This window comes from Flavobacterium piscis, assembly GCF_031457575.1.
Classification (GTDB): Bacteria; Bacteroidota; Bacteroidia; order Flavobacteriales; family Flavobacteriaceae; genus Flavobacterium; species Flavobacterium piscis_A.
The window spans coordinates 85796-105753 of record NZ_JAVDWQ010000011.1 but is presented as its reverse complement, the minus strand read 5'-3'; the positions used below and the strand labels follow the sequence as shown (position 1 = coordinate 105753).

The following is a 19958-nucleotide window of genomic DNA, read 5'->3' as shown; positions in this document are numbered from 1 at the left end:
TAGTATGTACCAACCTATATTTGCCCTTTTTTGCGAACGCGTGAAAGAAAGCATTCAAAGCGGCACATTTGCCAAACTTACTTTAGCCAAAACCATTGGCGACACCGAAATCAAAAACATCTATTTCAGATTGGTTCTGAATGAGGACAACACGTTTTCAATCTCGTTAACAACCCGGTACAAAACCGAAGAAATCGAAAGTATTCACACTTTAGACGAAGCTTTGTTGGTTTTGGGAACTTACATCAAAAATCCGTTTTTGACGGCTTTGTTATTTACAACAGATAATGATGTGACTTTTAAAGTCAACAAGAAAAACGCAGGAAGTATTATAGAACAACCCGCAACCTTTAAAAATGCTTCGCCGGTCATGCTCGAAATGATAGAGAAGGGGGTTGTTTAATTTAAGAAAATATGGATGGAGTTTTTAAAGAGTTATTATGGAAGCAATTTGGAGCAACAATTGATATGCTGGAAGATTCTATAGTAGTTTGTCCTGAAACCTGTTGGGATAAAATTTGGTATTCTGCTTATCATACAATATTCTGGTTGGACTATTACTCTTCTCAGAATCCTGATACGTTTTCACCTCCTCAACCTTTTACTTTGTCAGAATTTGACCCTGAAGGAATTTTGCCTGAAAGGATTTACAATAAAAAAGAATTACTTGAATATCTGGAATTTTCACGTAAAAAAATCTTTTTATTAATTGATGGCTTAAACGAAAAAACTGCTCAGGAAAGGTTTGTCACCAAAAAGAAAGATTACAACAGGATCGAGATGATTATATACAATATGAGGCACGTTCAGCATCATATTGGACAGTTAAATTTATTATTAAGACAAAATGCAGATCTTGCAGGAAAATGGTTTTCTCAAACAAGTAAAAAATATTAGTTAGTCAGCTTCACAAACAAATTTGAGGCGATTTTATTTGAAATAGACAATTCTCTGCCATCAATCTTTATTCGTACCGATAAATCGAAAGTTTCCTTTGATGAAAATTCGATTCGTGATCCTAATGCAATTTCCTGTTTGTCCAGATATTTCAGAAACTCAGAAGAAGTATCTTTAACGCCCACACAAATACCGATTTGATTTTCTGATAATTCAGAAAGCAAATGCTTTTCGATCTTGATAATGCGCCCATTCTCATCCGGAATGGGATCTCCATGCGGATCTTCCGTCGGATTTCCAAGAAAATCATCCAGACGATTGATCAGTTGCTCAGATTTGATGTGTTCAAGCTGTTCCGCAATATCGTGAACCTCATCCCAGCTGAAATTTAGTTTTTCCACTAAAAAAACTTCCCATAAGCGGTGTTTTCTAACAATCATTTTTGCGGATAGCTTTCCGTTTTCTGTCAATGAAACTCCCTGGTATTTTTTATAATGCACCAAATCTTTTTCCGATAGCTTTTTAAGCATATCCGTAACAGATGAAGCTTTGGTTTCCATCATTTCGGCAATGGCATTCGTGCTCACTTCAGTTTCTAATGAAGCCGTAAGGTGGTATATTGCTTTAAGGTAGTTTTCTTCTGAAAAAGTCATTTTTTTTATTTTTGAGGTTCAAAGTTGCAAAGGTACAGAGGTTCATAATTTTTAAACCTCTGCACCTTTGTGCCTCTGGTCCTTTACACCTGTTTTTTAACAATCAACAAAGGTATCGAAATTTTATGTCTCAATTTATCAACGGTTGTACCAAATAAAATATCTTTTAAACCTGTATGGCCATGGGTTCCCATTACCAGAATGTCAAAATTTCCCTTGTTAATAATCTTTGGAATCACGCTGTTGGGTTTTCCAAAACCAAGTTCTGTTTCTATTCTGAAGCCTTTCTGCGAAAGCATCTCTTTATAATCCAATAATAATTTTTCGTCTATAGTGGTTTCATGATCGTCAACATGGCCTCCGTATATTAAGGCACCAACGGTTTCAACTACATGAATTAAGGTGTATTGCGCATCGATTCCGCCTAATTCGAAGGCATTATTAAGTGCAGCTTCATCGGCTTTTGAAAAATCGACAGAAATCGCTATGTTTTTCTTACTGTAACTTTGCTTTGGAGTATACTCTAATTTTAAATGATGAGGTGAATGATTTTCGATCGATTTTGCTCTTGCGATAAAAGGTTTTATTACAATGTAAAGCAACAAACCCAAAAATCCAAAAGCTAGCGGAACAACTGTAAACCATAGAAGCATTGGGTTATTGGAATTTTCCAGCCATGATGTGATTTCATCATAAACCAGCTTCGCATTTAATGAAACAATGATTAAAGCAATAATCCAGGCGGCAATTTGAGTTGTTTTTGAAATATGAAAACCTTTCATTTTGGTTTTATCACTCACAAAATGAATTAGTGGAATAATCGCAAACCCCAATTGTAAACTCAAAATAACCTGACTTAGGATCAAAAGCTTTCCGGTTACGCTTTCGCCATAAATTAAAATTACAATAACCGCCGGAACAATAGCAATCAGGCGTGTTATAATGCGTCGGACCCAAGGCTGAATACGTAAATTAAGATATCCTTCCATTACAATCTGACCCGCTAATGTTCCTGTTATAGTAGAACTTTGTCCTGCTGCAATTAAGGCTACGGCAAATAAAATAGGGGCCCATTTGGTTCCCAATAGAGGCTCTAAAAACTGATGTGCATCCTGAATCTCGGCGACTTCAAACATCCCGTTTTTATAAAACGTGGCTGCAGCCAGAATTAAAATGGCCGCATTTACAAAAAAGGCAAGGTTTAATGCTATTGTAGAATCTATAAAATTATATTTCAAGGCTTGTTTAATACCAGTTGGAGTTCTGTCGAATTTACGGGTTTGTACCAATGAAGAATGTAAATATAAGTTGTGTGGCATCACTGTTGCGCCAATAATTCCGATAGCAATATATAAAGCTGCAGAATTTGGCATTGAAGGAATTAGCCCGTAAAGTACCTTATCAAGCTCCGGTTCTGCAAAGATCATTTCAAAAATAAAAGAGAAACCAATAATCGCAACCAAAACAATAATAAAAGCTTCCATTTTTCGGATTCCTTTATTGATTAGGAACAAAAGTAAAAAAGTATCTAAAACGGTGATTAAAACACCTTCGATCAGTGGAATATCAAAAAGCAGATTAATACCGATTGCCATTCCCAAAACTTCAGCGAGATCACATGCTGCTATCGCAATTTCGGCTAAAAAGTATAAAATGTAATTAATAAATTTTGAATAGGTTTCTCTTGATGCCTGAGCCAAATCACGTTGGGTGACGATTCCGAGCCGGGCGCTTAAACTTTGAAGCAACAAAGCCATTAAGTTACTCATTAGCAAAACCCAAAGCAATGAATATCCAAACTGACTTCCACCAGCGATATCTGTTGCCCAGTTGCCAGGATCCATATAGCCGACACTTACAAGATAAGCCGGACCCAAAAAGGCTAATATTTTTCTGAATCCTGTTTTTTTATGTTCTGTAGCAACCGATTGGTTTACCTCATCTAAAGATCTCGTCATTATAAAAATGTTGTTTGAACAAATATATATAAAAATAGTATTTGTATAACAATTTTTTTAGGCAAGTCTAAATATTAAATATTGGTATTTAAACAATTGGGACACAATCCTGACAATGTAAAGTTTATCTCCTTCACTTTATAGTTGTGTGGCATAATATAACTAGGCTTAACATTTTCGAGACACGTAATTTCATTGCAGTTTTCACAACTGAAATGAGCATGGTTATGTATGTGTACACGTTGATGGGAATGATTGCATTTTGCATATTTTACTGTTCCGTCAAGATTCGAAATTTTATGTATTATATCATCATTAACCAGACGATCTAAGATTCTGTAAATCGTAACGCGATCGCATACGTCGTTCAGCTTTTTTTGAATTTCGGTATGCGAAAGCGCCGTTTTTGATTTCTCAAAAACCTCTAAAACGGCTGTTTTTGCTGTAGTATTGCGTGTTGTTTTCATTATTTATAATATTAAAAAAATTATTGCAACATTGTTGCAATTGAATAAAAAACGTATATTTGCAACATAATTGCATTAAGTAAATTTACAATAAATGAAGAAAACATCCACATCCTTTTACGATATTTTAGGCATTTCAAGTGCAACGATTTGTCTGGTGCATTGTTTGATTTTTCCACTCTTAACGATCCTGCCTTTAGGATTAAGTCACAATCCGGTTATCGATTTACTTTTTGCTACAATTGGTTTATTTGCAATTGTCAAAATTATGAAAAAATCTTCACTTTTAGTGTCTGTTATTCTGGTTGTTTCAATTGGATTGATTTGGATTAGTATATTGAGTGAACTCATTTTAGAATTTCATCTGAATCTGATTTATTTAGGTGGAATTGGAATGATAATAGGGCATTTATTGAATTATTTAGTACATAAAAAACAAAATCATTAAACATATAATTATGAAACAAAAGAATTTTGAAGTAATAATAATCGGTGGAAGTTATAGCGGATTATCAGCTGCAATGAGTTTAGGCCGTTCGTTGCGTCAGGTTTTGATCATTGACAGTGGCTTGCCTTGCAACAGGCAAACACCGCATTCACATAATTTTATAACACAAGATGGTGAGAGGCCCGGTGTTATTTCGGCGAAAGCCAAATTACAGGTAGAACTTTATAAAACAGTTCATTTTTATAATGGACTTGCCACAAAAGCTATAAGAAATGAGGAAGGATTTGAAATAACAACAAAATCCGGGGAGGTTTTCACCTCAGGGAAACTCCTGTTCGCAACAGGCGTAAAAGATTTACTTCCGGAAATTAAAGGTTTTGCGGATTGTTGGGGAATTTCTATCCTACATTGTCCGTATTGTCATGGATATGAAGTCAAAAATAAAAAGACTGCAATTATTGCCAATGGTGAAATGGGTTTTGAATATGCCAAATTGATTTCGAACTGGACAAAAGATTTGAGATTATGCACCAACGGAGAATCGACCTTGACTTTGGAACAAACCGAAACATTAAAGAAACACGATGTTGAAATTTTAGAAGCAGAAATAGAATCTTTTGAACATAAAAACGGGGACATTGAACAGATAATCTTTAAAAATCAGAAAAAAATTGAGGTGAAAGCCATTTATACAAGACCGCCGTTTGAACAGCATTGCCCTTTACCTGAAAATTTGGGATGCGAGGTAAATGAACAAGGCCTGATAACTGTTGATTTCATGCAAAAGACCAATATTGCCGGAGTTTATGCCAGCGGCGATTGTACAACCCAAATGCGATCTGTGGCAATTGCAGTTTCTACAGGTTCTTTCGCTGGTGCATCAATGAACAGAGGGCTTATTGAGGAATATTTTTTTAATAATTAATCTTTTAAATTACAGTGAATAAATCAATTTTAAAGATTTTTGCTTTAGAATCGTTATTTATCAAATTTAATTTTTAGTTTTGTCTAAATTTAATTTTATAATAATGAAAAACTCAATTTGGATATTGATATTATTTAATTTACAATGTTCTTTTGCTCAGGAAATCAATAAAATATCTGGTTTTGTATCTGGTGAAGGAAGAAAATTGCGAGCCGTAAATGTGCAATTACTAGGGACAAGCCAAAAAACAGTTACAGATAGTTTAGGTTATTTTGTTTTTGAAAATGTTGAAATTGAAAGTGGCAGAATCCAAGTGACTTCGACTGGATTCAAACCAGTGACCCAAAGGTTTTCAATTGTAAAAGGTCAGGTTGTAAACCTTGATTTTGAGTTAGAGGATAACAAAAATCAGCTTAATGAAGTCGTGGTTTCAGGAACTTTAAAAGCCGTGAAACGTTTAGAGAGTGCTGTTCCGGTTGAGGTTTATTCTCCGGTTTTCTTCAAAAAGAATCCAACTCCAAGCATATATGAAGCGTTACAAAACATAAACGGCGTTCGGCCACAGCTCAATTGCGGTGTGTGCAATACAGGAGATATTCATATAAACGGTTTAGAAGGGCCGTATACTTTGGTATTAATTGACGGAATGCCAATTGTTAGCAGTCTTTCAACAGTTTACGGTTTGTCCGGAATTCCGAATTCTTTGGTCGAACGAATCGAAATTGTAAAAGGACCGGCTTCGTCTCTTTATGGAAGTGAAGCCGTTGGTGGTTTAATCAATATTATTACCAAAAACCCAACTAATGCTCCGGTTTTTTCTGCGGATTATTTTACAACTACTTATTTTGAAAGCAATCTCGATTTGGGAATGAAGTTTAATGCCGGGAAAAAAGCGACTTCGATTTTAGGCGTTAATTACTTCAATTACGATCAGACAATAGACAAAGACAAGGATAATTTTACCGATGTCACGCTTTCTGAAAGGGTTTCGGTTTTCAATAAATGGAGTTTTCAGCGAAATAATAATCGTTTGTTTACCATTGCAGCACGCGGAATGTATGAAGATCGCTGGGGTGGAGATGTGCGTTGGGAGAAAAAATATCGTGGAGGTGACGAAATTTACGGTGAAAGTATTTATACTAAAAGAGGAGAGTTAATTGGGAGTTATCAATTACCTTTTGAAGAAAAACTGATGCTTTCCTTCTCTGGAAATGTACACTATCAGGACAGCCGTTACGGAACGACATCCTATATCGCGAACCAAAAAATTGGTTTTTTGCAATTGACCTGGGATAAAAAGACCGGCAGAAATGATTTACTTGCCGGAATCGCCAATCGATATACGTATTATGATGACAATACGCCCGCAACAAACCAGGCCGAAAGTACCTGGCTGCCGGGAATTTTTGTTCAGGATGAAATTACATTCTCACCAAAAAGTCAGGTTTTATTAGGAGCACGATATGATTACAACTCGATTCATGGGTCTATTTTTACTCCGAGACTGGCGTATCGCTTCAAGGCGAATGATAATGCAATTTTTAGATTAAACGCCGGAACTGGATTTAGGGTAGTGAATTTATTTACCGAAGATCACGCGGCACTTACAGGCTCGCGGGATGTTGTGATTGAGAATGATTTGAAACCGGAACAATCAGTCAACGTGAATCTGAATTATATTCAGAAAATAAACTTTACAAACGGAACTTTTATCGGGATTGAAACTACGGCTTTTTATACCCGATTCAGTAATAAAATCATTTCAGATTATGAAACAGATCCCAATAAAATTATTTATGATAACATCAATGGTTATGCCATTAGCCAGGGAATCAGCACGAATGTTGATCTGAACTTTACAAACGGATTAAAATTCATTTTGGGCGCTACAGTTTTAGATAATAAAAATGTAGAAAACGGAATTTCGGAAAGACCATTTTTAACCGAGAATTTTACCGGGACCTGGAGCATTTCGTATAAAGTAGAACCTCTAAATTTATTACTGGATTATACGGGGAATCTTTATAGTCCGATGAACTTACCTTTACTGAGCGATTTAGACCCAAGAAGTCCGAAGTCGCCCTGGTACAGTATTCAGAATATTCAGTTTACGTATTCGGGCTGGAAAGATTTTGAAATATACGGAGGCGTTAAAAATTTGTTGAACTTTACGCCAAAGCAAAATAATCCGTTTTTGATTTCAAGGGCCAATGATCCTTTTGATAAAAATGTGCAATATGATTCGGCTGGAAAAGTATTGGCGACACCGGATAATCCGTATGGTTTAACTTTTGATACGACTTATGTTTACGGGCAAAATCAGACCATTCGAGGATTTTTTGGATTGCGATATAATTTTAGATAAATGTTTAGATACCTGGTTGATATTTGTCAGGCTGAGCAGAGTCGAAGCCGCTTTAATTCACTAGCCTTCAACTCCGCTCAGGGTGACAATCGGATAAAAAAACTAACAAATGAAAAAGCTAGCCATAATTATCTTCTTTTTTGGAATTACCTCAACTGGATTCTGCCAGCTTAAAAACAGAACCTTTGAAGCAATTGATAGTTTACAGCAAATTCAAAAGCGAAAAATAATCGTTTTCATCCATACCGATTGGTGTCAGTTTTGCCAGAGAATGAAAAGCACGACCTTCAAAAATCAGGAAATTATCGAAAAACTGAATTCCGATTTCTATTTTATTGAATTGAATGCCGAGGAGAGACGAGATATCACCTTTAATAATCAGACATTTAAATACAAACCATCGGGAAATAATGTTGGCGTTCATGAATTGGCTTTACAGCTCGGAACAATCAATAATCAAATTGTTTATCCGGTTTTATGCGTTTTGAATGACAGAAACGAAATTATTCTTCAACATAACAATTCTCTTAATGCAAAAGATTTTAAACTGCTTTTAGAAAAATTGAAAGAATAAAATTTCTTATTTTTGAGAATGAATTCTTCGCAAATCCAACACTTCGATTACATTTTTACAGGGACAGGTTTGTCTGCCTTGATGACCGTTTACAAAATGGTTTTGTCTGGAAAGTTCACAGACAAAACCATTTTGTTATTAGATGAAGATGCGAAGAAAACTAATGACAGAACCTGGTGTTTTTGGGATAAAAATCAAACAATATGGGATTCGGTTATCTCAAAAAAATGGGATTCGGCATTATTTGCCAATGAAAATTTCCGAAGAGATTTATATTTGAAACCGTATCGCTACAATCAAATTCGGGGAATAGATTTCTACAATTTTGTTTTTGAGACACTTTCAAAACAGTCAAACATTACTTTTCTAAACGAAAAAGTAACCGATATCAACGAACTCGAAACTCATGTTTTTGTTGGTACGGAAGCTGGAAGATATACGTGTACTTATTTATTCAACAGCATTTATACTAAGGCTTTGGTTTTAAGCCAAACTAAATATCCGGTTTTGCAGCAGCATTTTGTGGGCTGGTTTGTAAAAAGTAATAATGAAATCTTCAATCCTGAACAAGCCACATTCATGGATTTTTCGATAGAACAAAGAGGAAATACAAGGTTTATGTATGTTTTACCGACTTCCAAAACCAAAGCTTTAGTAGAATATACGTTGTTTTCAGAAAACCTTCTTCTGAAAGAAGAATATGAAAATGAGATTCAAATTTATCTTAAGAATTTAGGAGCGGATCAATTTGAAATTACAGAAAAGGAACAGGGAAGTATCCCAATGACCTGTTATCCATTTTGGAAAAAAAACACAAAAAGAGTTCTCAATATTGGCACTGCAGGCGGCTGGACGAAAGCAAGTACGGGATATACTTTTAAAAATTCAGATAAAAAATCATCGAAATTGGTTGCCTTTCTTCAAAATGAAAACACAAAAATGTCTTCCTTTCATAAAAAAAGTAAATTTTGGTTTTACGATTTATTGCTTTTGGATATTCTGCATCGCCATAATGAATTGGGAAGTGCTATTTTTTCTTCCTTATTCAAAAAAGGAGATTCTGCATTAATTTTTAAATTTTTGGATGAGGAAACGAATTTGATTGAAGATGTTAAAGTTATTTTAAAGTGCCCAAAAATTCCGTTTATAAAGTCTTTATTTAGAGTAATCTTTCTTTAAAATAAATTTAACCAAAAAAAGTAACCTTTGAAAAATATTACTTTAGGAATTACTATCTTTTTTACCCTTTTATCATTTGGACAAGTCTCAACAAATAAAGTACACGATGCAATAATAGAAGAATTTCTGATAAACTGTGCTGAAAAATATAATTATACTTTTGAAATGACCGAATGGCAAGATTGTCTTGACACGGGACTGAAAAAAGACAGCACCGTTGCTTATTTATGGCAGCAAAAATCAATGCCATATTTCAAATGCAAAAAATATGAAGTGGGAATGCAGTATTTGGATAAAGCTGTCTACTACAAAAAAGAGCGTTGGTTGTCATATCGCGCATTTATAAAATGCATTTTTACCCGTGCCTACAAAGAGGCTATTGTAGACTTTGACGAAGCCATAAAATTATATGGAGATAGTTACGTTATGGATCATTCCTTCAATTTCTACAAAGGAATTTGTTATCTGCAGCTAAATGAATATGAAAAAGCAGAAAAGCTTTTTGATGATTATGTTAATGATATTTATAAAAACAGACAACAATTAGAACATGCTACAGCCTATTTTTATCAGGGAATTGCCAAGTATGAATTGAAAAAATGGGATGAAGCAATTGCCATTTTTGATAAAGCGTTGAGAGTCTATCCTGAATTTTCAGATGTAAAGTATTATAAAGCAATTTGTTGGCTCAAACAAGGAAAATCACGGGAAGAAGTTGTCGCTTTGGTGGGTATTGCAAGAGAAGATGCTGCCAAGGGATATACAATTAATGAAGATAATACCGTTTACGAGACGTATCCGTATCAAATCAAGTTTAGCAAATAATAATTAAGGATCGATTTTACCTCTTGGTTTTGGCTTTCGACATTATGGTTTTCAAACTTTCGACTTTCTCAATCCAACTATAACAAAACTTTATACTTCAAATTAACTAGTTGCAACTAAACTTTGTAACTTTGCAGAATCAAAAGTAAATTTAAAAAATAAAAATATGTATCCAGAAGAAATGGTAAAACCAATGCAGGCTGAATTAACATCTGCAGGTTTTCAAGATTTACATAGTGCTGACGCCGTAGATAACGCTATTAAGTCCGAAGGCACCACTTTAGTAGTTGTAAATTCTGTTTGCGGTTGTGCTGCTAGAAATGCACGCCCGGGAGCAAAGATGAGTTTAGAAGGTGCTAAAAAACCAGATCACCTAATTACAGTTTTTGCAGGTGTTGATAAAGAAGCGGTTGATGCTGCAAGACAACACATGTTTCCTTTTCCTCCATCATCGCCATCTATGGCTTTGTTCAAAAACGGAGAATTGGTTCACATGTTAGAGCGTCACCACATCGAAGGCCGCCCGGCTGAATTAATCGCTGAGAATTTGCAGGACGCGTTCAACGAATTTTGTTAATTTTTGAGGGACAAAGACTCAAAAAGGTACAGAGGAACAAAGATTTAAAGCACTATTTTACATAGTGCTTTTTGCTTTTTAGTAAACACCTTTTAAAACCTTTGAACCTTTGTGACTCTGTACCTTTGAACCTCATCAAAGCCTTTGCAACTTTGCACCTTTTTCCTTAACTTCGCACTTTCAAAACAATATTTTCTAAACTTAAAACTGTTTATAGCATGCAACTGTACAACACTTTGAGCGCAGAAGAAAGAGCCATCATGATCGATGATGCCGGTAAACAACGACTAACGTTGTCTTTCTATGCGTATGCCAAAATTCAAGATCCCAAAAAATTTCGCGATGATTTATTTGTAGCCTGGAATAAGCTCGATGCTTTAGGCCGAATTTACGTAGCCAACGAAGGAATAAACGCTCAAATGAGTATTCCGGAAGAAAATCTCGAAGGTTTTAGAGCAACTCTTGAGGTTTACGATTTCATGAAAGGCATCCGTTTGAATGAAGCGGTGGAGCATGATGACCATTCCTTTTTAAAATTAACCATCAAAGTGCGTGACAAAATTGTTGCCGACGGTTTAAACGACGAAACTTTTGATGTAACCGATATCGGTGTACACCTGAAAGCCAGGGAATTCAACGAAATTCTGGATGATCCAAATACAATAGTAGTAGATTTTAGAAATCATTACGAAAGTGAAGTGGGACATTTTAAAAACGCCATTACTCCGGATGTTGAGACATTCAGAGAGAGTTTGCCAATCATCAACGAGCAGCTTCAAAATCATAAAGAAGATAAAAACCTGGTGATGTATTGCACGGGCGGAATTCGTTGCGAAAAAGCCAGTGCTTATTTCAAACATAAGGGTTTTAAAAATGTTTTTCAATTAGAGGGCGGAATCATCAATTACGCCAAACAAATTGAAGAAGAAGGTTTAGAAAGCAAGTTCATCGGAAAAAACTTTGTGTTCGATAATCGTCTTGGCGAAAGAATCACAGATGATATTATTTCGCAATGCCACCAATGCGGAAAACCTTGCGACAATCATACTAATTGTGAAAATGATGGCTGCCATTTGTTGTTTATTCAATGTGATGAATGTAAAGCTGCAATGGAAAACTGCTGTTCTGTTGAATGTCTCGACATTATACATTTGCCTTTAGTAGATCAGGTAAGATTGAGAACCGGAAAACAAGTGGGAAATAAAGTATTCAGAAAAGGAAAATCGGAAAATTTAAAATTCAAACACTCAGGAGAACTAGCAGATACAGCTTTGGCTACAGCAAATACACAAGTCGGAGCCGAAAGGAGCGGAGCTAAACCAGCCGATATCCGTCAAAAAGTAAAAGTAAAAAAAGTATTGCTTGGAAAAGCAGAGCATTATTATGTAAAAGCACAGGTTGGACAATTTACTATGGAAAACCAGGAATTAAACAGTGGCGATAAAATCCTAATCTCAGGACCAACAACTGGTAATCAGGAATTGACTTTAGAAAAACTGATTGTCAACGGAGTTGAAACCGAAAAAGCTAAAATTGGTGATAAAGTTACTTTTGAGGTTCCTTTCAGAATCAGATTATCAGATAAAATATATAAAGTTTTTGGGTAAATTTATTCTAAAAAGTCAGTTTAAAAAACCTATTTTGTTCCCAACAGAATAGGTTTTTTTAGTATACAATAGCTACATTTGTTAAAATACCCACGTAGAAGTTATGGATGGAGATTTAAAAAAATTTGTATTATACACAGCACCAAGCGGAGAAATACGCGTTGATGTCTTGTTGCAAAATGAATCAGTATGGCTTTCACAAAAAGCAATGGCATTATTGTTCAACTGCACTACTGACAATGTTTCATTACACTTAAAAAATATTTTTGAAAGTAATGAATTAGAAGAAAATTCAGTTACCGAGGTTTTCTCGACAACTGCATCAGACGGTAAAAATTATAAAGTAAAACATTATAGTCTCGACGCTATAATTTCGGTTGGCTATAGGGTAAACTCCACTAAAGCCACACAATTTCGCATTTGGGCTACACAAACTTTGAGAGAATATATCATAAAGGGTTTTGTTTTAGATGACAATCGCTTAAAACAAGGTCAGGCTATTTTTGGTAAGGATTATTTCAAAGAATTACTGCAAAGAGTTCGTTCAATCCGGGCGAGTGAAAGAAGAATTTACCAGCAAGTAACTGATATTTTTGCAGAATGCAGTATTGATTATGACAGCAATGCCGATATCACTAAAAATTTCTATGCCATAGTTCAGAATAAATTTCATTTTGCGATTACTGGAAAAACGGCTGCCGAAATCATTTTCAAAACGGCTGATGCCAAAAAAGAAAATATGGGATTGACTACCTGGAAAAACGGTCCAAACGGGAGAGTCCTGAAATCGGATGTGATTGTTGCCAAAAATTATTTACAGGAAAAGGAAATTAAACAATTGGAGCGTACCGTAACAGGATATTTTGATTACATCGAAGGGTTAATAGAGCGGCAGAATACTTTTACGATGGCACAATTGGCAGCAAGCGTGAATAAATTTTTGTCTTTTAATGATTATAAAATAATGGAAGGAAAAGGAAAAATGACAAAACTACGTGCAGACAAAAAAGCAATTGCAGCTTATGAAGACTTCAATAAAACCCAAAAAATAATTTCTGACTTTGATAAGGAAATAAAAAAACTAAAATAAAAGATTTTAAATCCAAAACCAATTATTGAACCGTTGGTTATTGTTAAATCGTAAGTTATTATTTTGGAATGTTCGTAAAAAAGCAAAATTTCCTTTTAGCCCCGATTGCAGTGAATCCTTTTGTGCCGGGGTTCGGCACAAAAGATTGCAACGTAAAGCGGGAACATGCGTGCTGGAAATACTTAATTTTTCTGCTTCAAAAAATTAATAATCAATTCAGGTTTTAAATAACTAAAAACCTATTTTGCATCAATCAAAATAGGTTTTTTTATTTAACAAGGCTTTAGTTTTAATCGATAAAACGCAAACTAAAAAAAATACTATCTTTACCGTTCAAACGTTTATGAACTTAAGTTGCACTTTTGCAACACTACATATATAATTATGGCATGTACAAGTTGTTCAACCTCAGATGGCGGCGCACCAAAGGGTTGTAAAAATAATGGGACTTGCGGCACCGACAGCTGCAATAAATTAACGGTTTTTGACTGGCTTTCGAACATGAGTCCATCCAATGGAGAGGCGATTTTTGACTGTGTTGAGGTTCGTTTTAAAAACGGGCGCAAGGAATTTTTTAGAAATACAGAGAAATTAACGTTAAGTATTGGTGATATTGTAGCAACTGTTGCTTCACCGGGACATGATATTGGGATTGTTACTTTGACAGGAGAATTGGTTAAAATTCAAATGAAGAAAAAAGGAGTCAATCACGAAAGTAATGAAGTGCCAAAAATTTACCGAAAAGCATCCCAAAAAGATATTGATATTTGGTCTGTAGCTCGTGATCGCGAGGAACCTATGAAAGTTCGAGCCCGTGAATTGGCTATTTCGCACAAACTTGAAATGAAAATTTCAGACATCGAATTTCAGGGAGACGGATCAAAAGCTACATTTTACTACACCGCAAATGACAGGGTCGATTTCCGGCTTTTAATTAAAGATTTTGCGAAAGAATTCAGCACCAGAGTCGAAATGAAGCAAGTTGGTTTCCGTCAGGAAGCAGCTCGTTTGGGCGGAATTGGTTCTTGCGGGCGTGAACTTTGCTGTTCAACCTGGCTAACCGATTTCAGGAGTGTCAATACATCAGCGGCGCGTTACCAGCAACTTTCGTTAAATCCACAAAAATTAGCCGGACAATGTGGAAAACTGAAATGCTGTCTAAACTATGAGTTGGATACCTACATGGACGCATTAAAAGATTTTCCGGATTACGACACTAAATTAGTGACCGAAAAAGGTGATGCAATCTGTCAGAAACAAGATATTTTTAAAGGATTAATGTGGTTTGCTTACACTAATAATTTCGCAAACTGGCATGTTTTAAAAATCGATCAGGTAAAAGAAATTATTGCCGAAAACAAATCAAAAAACAAAGTTTCTTCATTAGAGGATTTTGCAATAGAAATTACTGTTGAGCCTGAAAAAGACTTCAATAATGCAATGGGCCAGGAAAGTTTAACCCGTTTTGACCAGCCAAAAAAGAAGAAAAAGCCAAATCGCAAACGTAAACCAGGAGAAAGTGCGGTTGTTTCTAATGCCATTGTTCCTAATGCAAACAAAATACAAACCAATAAACCGCAGGAACCAAACAATAATAAACCGGCCGGAAATCAAAACAGGCCCAATAAGCAAAATCAAACGAACAAACCAAACAATTCGAATGATAAAAAGCCTGCTGAACCCAGAAAACCTATAATTATTACTAAAAATGAGAATAAAAAATAGCGGAATCCTGCTTATAGTAGCGATCCTTCTTTTTTCATGTGATAAAAAAAGGGTGTTTGATGAGTACAAATCTGTTGGTAGTGCCTGGCACAAAGACAGTATCGTAACCTTCGATATACCCGTTTTAGATTCCACAAAACGTTACGATCTATTTGTAAATTTAAGGAACAACAACAATTATCCTTTTAATAATCTGTTCTTAATTGTAGCAATAGAAATGCCAAACGGATTTACGAAGGTGGATACGCTCGAATACCAAATGGCAAATCCTGATGGGACGCTGTTAGGAAATGGTTTTTCAGATATTAAAGAAAGTAAACTGTACTTAAAAGAAGGTGTAAAATTTAGAGGAAAATACAAAGTACACATTAAGCAAGCCGTTAGGGAATCAGGTAAAATTCCAGGTGTCCAGGAATTAGAAGGTATTACAGATGTAGGTTTTAGAATAGAACAAAAAGATTTAAAATAGTTATGGCTACCAAAAAAAACAATCAATCAAATAGCACAAAAGATGTTAAATACTATCAAAATAAGTTTTGGAGGATTTTTGCATACGCTTTACTCAGTATTTTAGCGTTCTTTTTATTTGCTTCATGGGGGCTTTTTGGCTCAATGCCTTCTTTTGAAGATTTAGAAAATCCGGATTCTAATCTGGCTACCGAAATTATTTCTTCAGACGGAGTTGTGATTGGTAAGTATTTCAAAACCAACAGATCACAGCTTAAATATTCTGATTTACCAAAAAATTTGGTTGAAGCTTTGGTGGCTACCGAAGATGCCCGTTTTTATGAACATTCAGGAATTGACGGACGCGGAACTTTAAGAGCTGTTTTTACTTTAGGAACTAATGGTGGTGCGAGTACCTTAACACAACAATTAGCGAAACAATTATTCCACGGTGAAGGATCAAGATTTTTACCTTTTAGAATTGTACAAAAAATAAAAGAATGGATTATCGCCATTCGTCTGGAACGACAATACACCAAAAACGAAATTTTGGCCATGTATTGCAACGTGTATGACTTCGGAAATTATTCTGTTGGAGTAAGTTCTGCGGCACAAACCTATTTTTCTAAGGAGCCAAAAGATTTAACTGTAGATGAATCGGCTATTTTGGTCGGAATGTTCAAGAATTCAGGATTATATAATCCGATTCGTAATCCCGAAGGTGTAAAAAACCGTCGTAACGTTGTGCTTTCACAAATGGCAAAAGCCAAAATGATTACGGATGCTGAAAAAGAAAAATACCAGGATTTACCCATCTCTTTAAAATTTAAATTAGAAAGCCATCGTGAAGGAACAGCAACTTATTTCAGGGAATATCTGCGTGATTACATGAAAAAATGGGTTGCGGAGAATAAAAAACCGGACGGATCTGATTATGACATTTATAAAGATGGTTTAAAAATTTACACCACTATCGATTCAAGAATGCAGGCGTATGCAGAAGAAGCCGTTTCTGAACACATGAAAAATCTTCAGAAGCAGTTTTTTATTGAAATGAAAACCAATAAAAATGCACCTTTCGTAAATATTACCAAAGCAGAAACAGATAGAATCATAATGCAGGCCATGAAAAATTCTACGCGCTGGGCGGTTATGAAAAATATGGATAAAAGTGAGGACGAAATCATCAATTCATTCAAGGTAAAAACACAAATGCGCATTTTTACCTGGAAAGGAGAACGTGATACGATAATGACTCCTTTGGATTCTATTCGTTATTATAAACACTTTTTGCAGTCAGGTTTGATGGCGATGGAGCCTCAAACTGGAAATATCAAAGCATGGGTTGGCGGAATCAATTATAAATATTTTCAATACGATCACGTAGGGCAGGGGGCAAGACAGGTGGGGTCTACTTTTAAACCGTTTGTTTATGCAACAGCAATCGAACAATTAAATATGTCACCGTGTGATTCAATTCTTGACGGGCCATTTGTAATTCGCAAAGGCCGCCATCATGTAACTGCAGATTGGGAGCCAAGAAACTCTGATAATAGATACCGCGGAATGGTAACTTTAAAACAAGGTCTGGCAAGTTCCATCAATACAGTTTCAGCAAAATTAATAGACAGAACCGGTCCGGAAGCCGTTGTAGAGCTAACACAAAAATTAGGGGTTAAAACGGAGATTCCGGTGCAGCCTTCAATCGCATTAGGTGCCGTTGATATTACTGTTGAAGATATGGTCGCTGCTTACAGCACATTTGCCAATCAGGGTGTGTATGTAAAACCACAATTTTTAAGCCGAATAGAAAACAAAAGCGGAGAGGTAATTTACGAGCCAATCCCGGAATCTCATGATGTTTTAAATAAAGATATTGCTTTTGCAGTAATCAAATTACTTCAGGGTGTTACAGAAACCGGATCAGGTGCACGTTTACGCACACAGGGCGGCGGAAGCGGAGATAATCGTTGGACAGGTTATCCGTACATGTTCAAAAATCCTATTGCGGGTAAAACCGGAACAACACAAAACCAGTCTGATGGTTGGTTTATGGGCATGGTGCCCAACTTAGTAACCGGAGTCTGGGTAGGCTGCGAGGATCGTTCAGCACGTTTCAAAAGCCTGACTTACGGACAGGGAGCAACAGCAGCTTTGCCAGTTTGGGGTTATTTTATGAAACTTTGTTATGCTGATCCGGGACTTCAGGTTTCCAAAGCAGAGTTCGAACGACCTGCCAATCTTTCTATAAAAGTAGATTGCTACACCCGACCAGCTGTTGTAAAAGACACTACACAAACAGAACAGAATACAGACGAATTCGAACTGTAATTTAAGTTGTTCTCTTTTTTGTATAAAAAACATCCTTTTGTGGCTTCTGAAATTCGGAAGTATACAAAAGGATATTTTTTTTAGAATAGATTTAGTTTATTTTTTACGAAATCGTTATAAATTAATCTAAAAATGGTATTTTTATCAAAAGAATACAGTAATAAAGACACTTTGTTATGATAACAAAAAAAGTAAATAATGTTCACGATGCTATTGAAGGAATAGAAAGCAGCATGACGATTATGTTTGGCGGATTTGGTTTATGCGGAATTCCTGAAAACACCATTGCAGCCTTAGTCAACACACCGATATCAGATTTAACCTGTATCTCAAATAACGCAGGTGTGGATAATTTTGGATTAGGACTACTCCTTCAAAAAAGGCAAATCAAAAAAATGATTTCTTCGTACGTTGGTGAAAATGTTGAATTCGAACGCCAGATGCTTTCAGGAGAATTGGAAGTTGAACTCACTCCACAAGGTACTTTAGCCGAACGCTGTCGTGCCGCACAAGCCGGAATTCCTGCTTTTTTTACGCCGGCTGGTTACGGAACCGAAGTAGCAGAAGGAAAAGAAGTCCGTGAATTCAGCGGGAAAATGCACATCATGGAACACGCTTTCAAAGCCGATTTTGCCATTGTAAAAGCCTGGAAAGGTGATGAAGCCGGAAACCTGATCTTTAAAGGAACTGCCAGAAACTTCAATGCCTGTATGGCTGGCGCTGCAAAAATCACCATTGCCGAAGTCGAAGAATTGGTTCCGGTTGGAACTTTAGATCCCAATCAAATTCATATTCCGGGAATTATGGTACAGCGTATTTTTCAGGGAGAAAAGTTTGAGAAACGTATTGAACAACGTACAGTTCGAGCTAAGAATTAGATAATTAGATAATGCGATAATTAGATAATGAATTAGATTGCGAAAGTAAGGCATTATCTAATTATCTAATTTCCAAATTGACACATTAGAAAATATGTTAACAAAAGAAGATATTGCAAAACGAATTGCCAAAGAAGTAAAAGATCGCTATTTTGTCAATCTTGGAATCGGGATTCCGACTTTGGTTGCGAATTATGTTCGGGAAGATATTTCTGTTGAATTTCAAAGCGAAAACGGTGTTTTGGGCATGGGGCCATTTCCTTTTGAGGGAGAAGAAGATGCAGATATTATCAACGCAGGAAAGCAAACGATTACAACGCTTCCGGGAGCGAGCTTTTTTGATTCGGCTTTTAGTTTCGGAATGATCCGCAGCCAGAAAGTAGATTTGACAATCCTGGGTGCGATGGAAGTTTCTGAAAACGGAGATATTGCCAACTGGAAAATTCCGGGTAAAATGGTAAAAGGTATGGGCGGTGCAATGGATTTGGTAGCTTCTGCAGAAAATATCATCGTTGCCATGATGCATGTCAACAAAGCAGGTGAATCAAAAATCCTCAAAAAATGCAGTTTGCCATTAACCGGTGTAGGATGCGTTAAAAAGATCGTAACTGAATTGGCAGTTCTCGAAGTAACTCCAAAAGGCTTTAAGCTCTTAGAACGCGCGCCAGGCATTTCTGTTGAGCATATTATTGCTTCAACTGAAGCTGATTTGATTGTTGAAGGCGAAATTCCGGAAATGGATATAAGATAATTATTTTTTATAAAACCTATCAAGGGCCGGCTTTAAAAAGCTGGCCTTTTTTGTAGGGTAAATTTAACAGATATTCTGTTTTTAGTTTTTAAAGAGTTACGAAGGTCTGTTTTCAGTGCATTGTGATTCAATAATATGTTAATTTTCGTATGTATTTTTGTAAAATCCTTATAATTTGTTAAATAAAAGTGTATTTAAGACAAAAGTTGTTGTATTTAATCGATTAAAAGCAAATTTAATCGATTAAATAACAAAATTAAA

The 19958-nt window shown here is 35.7% G+C and carries 19 protein-coding genes; 16 read left to right on the top strand and 3 right to left on the bottom strand.

Annotation, left to right across the window (positions count from 1 at the left end; genetic code table 11):
- Positions 1-4 precede the first annotated feature (4 nt).
- Positions 5-403, top strand: coding sequence for a hypothetical protein (locus J2W48_RS15825; RefSeq protein ID WP_310282615.1), 399 nt, complete (start codon positions 5-7; stop codon positions 401-403).
- An 11-nt stretch (positions 404-414) separates the two neighbouring features.
- A complete protein-coding gene (locus J2W48_RS15820; RefSeq protein ID WP_310282614.1) occupies positions 415-897 on the top strand; it encodes a DinB family protein in 483 nt (160 codons plus the stop codon).
- Here J2W48_RS15820 and J2W48_RS15815 read toward each other — a convergent pair.
- From J2W48_RS15815 to J2W48_RS15805, 3 genes are all read right to left on the bottom strand, one after another.
- Complete coding sequence (locus tag J2W48_RS15815) at positions 894-1550, bottom strand: metal-dependent transcriptional regulator (protein ID WP_310282613.1); 657 nt, start codon at positions 1548-1550, stop codon at positions 894-896. The genes J2W48_RS15820 and J2W48_RS15815 overlap by 4 nt on opposite strands.
- Positions 1551-1633: 83 nt before the next feature.
- The gene (locus J2W48_RS15810; RefSeq protein ID WP_310282612.1) at positions 1634-3508 is read right to left on the bottom strand and encodes an Nramp family divalent metal transporter; all 1875 of its coding nucleotides are present in this window, start codon (positions 3506-3508) and stop codon (positions 1634-1636) included.
- Between the two features lie 74 nt (positions 3509-3582).
- Entirely contained in the window at positions 3583-3975 is a 393-nt protein-coding gene (locus J2W48_RS15805; protein ID WP_310282611.1) for a Fur family transcriptional regulator, read from the bottom strand.
- Between the two features lie 94 nt (positions 3976-4069).
- On the opposite strand from J2W48_RS15805, the gene J2W48_RS15800 reads away from it, so the two are divergent.
- From J2W48_RS15800 to J2W48_RS15735, 14 genes are all read left to right on the top strand, one after another.
- Entirely contained in the window at positions 4070-4423 is a 354-nt protein-coding gene (locus J2W48_RS15800; RefSeq protein ID WP_310282610.1) for a MerC domain-containing protein, read from the top strand.
- Between the two features lie 10 nt (positions 4424-4433).
- Positions 4434-5348, top strand: a complete 915-nt coding sequence (locus J2W48_RS15795; RefSeq protein ID WP_310282609.1) for an NAD(P)/FAD-dependent oxidoreductase — start codon at positions 4434-4436, stop codon at positions 5346-5348.
- Between the two features lie 103 nt (positions 5349-5451).
- Entirely contained in the window at positions 5452-7713 is a 2262-nt protein-coding gene (locus J2W48_RS15790; RefSeq protein ID WP_310282608.1) for a TonB-dependent receptor, read from the top strand.
- A 109-nt stretch (positions 7714-7822) separates the two neighbouring features.
- A complete protein-coding gene (locus tag J2W48_RS15785; RefSeq protein ID WP_310282607.1) occupies positions 7823-8287 on the top strand; it encodes a thioredoxin family protein in 465 nt (154 codons plus the stop codon).
- A gap of 18 nt (positions 8288-8305) precedes the next feature.
- Positions 8306-9466, top strand: coding sequence for a lycopene cyclase family protein (locus tag J2W48_RS15780; protein WP_310282674.1), 1161 nt, complete (start codon positions 8306-8308; stop codon positions 9464-9466).
- Positions 9467-9493: 27 nt separating this feature from the next.
- Entirely contained in the window at positions 9494-10291 is a 798-nt protein-coding gene (locus tag J2W48_RS15775; protein ID WP_310282606.1) for a tetratricopeptide repeat protein, read from the top strand.
- A 166-nt stretch (positions 10292-10457) separates the two neighbouring features.
- Positions 10458-10868, top strand: a complete 411-nt coding sequence (locus J2W48_RS15770; RefSeq protein ID WP_310282605.1) for a BrxA/BrxB family bacilliredoxin — start codon at positions 10458-10460, stop codon at positions 10866-10868.
- A 218-nt stretch (positions 10869-11086) separates the two neighbouring features.
- Positions 11087-12475, top strand: a complete 1389-nt coding sequence (gene trhO, locus J2W48_RS15765; protein WP_310282604.1) for an oxygen-dependent tRNA uridine(34) hydroxylase TrhO — start codon at positions 11087-11089, stop codon at positions 12473-12475.
- Between the two features lie 103 nt (positions 12476-12578).
- A complete protein-coding gene (locus tag J2W48_RS15760; protein WP_310282603.1) occupies positions 12579-13565 on the top strand; it encodes a virulence RhuM family protein in 987 nt (328 codons plus the stop codon).
- Between the two features lie 384 nt (positions 13566-13949).
- Complete coding sequence (locus J2W48_RS15755) at positions 13950-15290, top strand: PSP1 domain-containing protein (RefSeq protein WP_310282602.1); 1341 nt, start codon at positions 13950-13952, stop codon at positions 15288-15290.
- Positions 15274-15759 carry a gliding motility lipoprotein GldH gene (locus J2W48_RS15750; protein ID WP_310282601.1) on the top strand — a complete coding sequence of 162 codons (486 nt, stop codon included), beginning with the start codon at positions 15274-15276 and terminating at the stop codon, positions 15757-15759. The genes J2W48_RS15755 and J2W48_RS15750 overlap by 17 nt, the downstream gene beginning before the upstream one ends.
- Before the next feature lie 2 nt (positions 15760-15761).
- Positions 15762-18068, top strand: coding sequence for a penicillin-binding protein 1A (locus J2W48_RS15745; protein ID WP_310282600.1), 2307 nt, complete (start codon positions 15762-15764; stop codon positions 18066-18068).
- Between the two features lie 176 nt (positions 18069-18244).
- Complete coding sequence (locus J2W48_RS15740; RefSeq protein ID WP_310282598.1) at positions 18245-18946, top strand: CoA transferase subunit A; 702 nt, start codon at positions 18245-18247, stop codon at positions 18944-18946.
- Positions 18947-19040: 94 nt separating this feature from the next.
- A complete protein-coding gene (locus tag J2W48_RS15735; protein ID WP_310282597.1) occupies positions 19041-19697 on the top strand; it encodes a CoA transferase subunit B in 657 nt (218 codons plus the stop codon).
- The last annotated feature ends 261 nt before the right edge of the window (positions 19698-19958 follow it).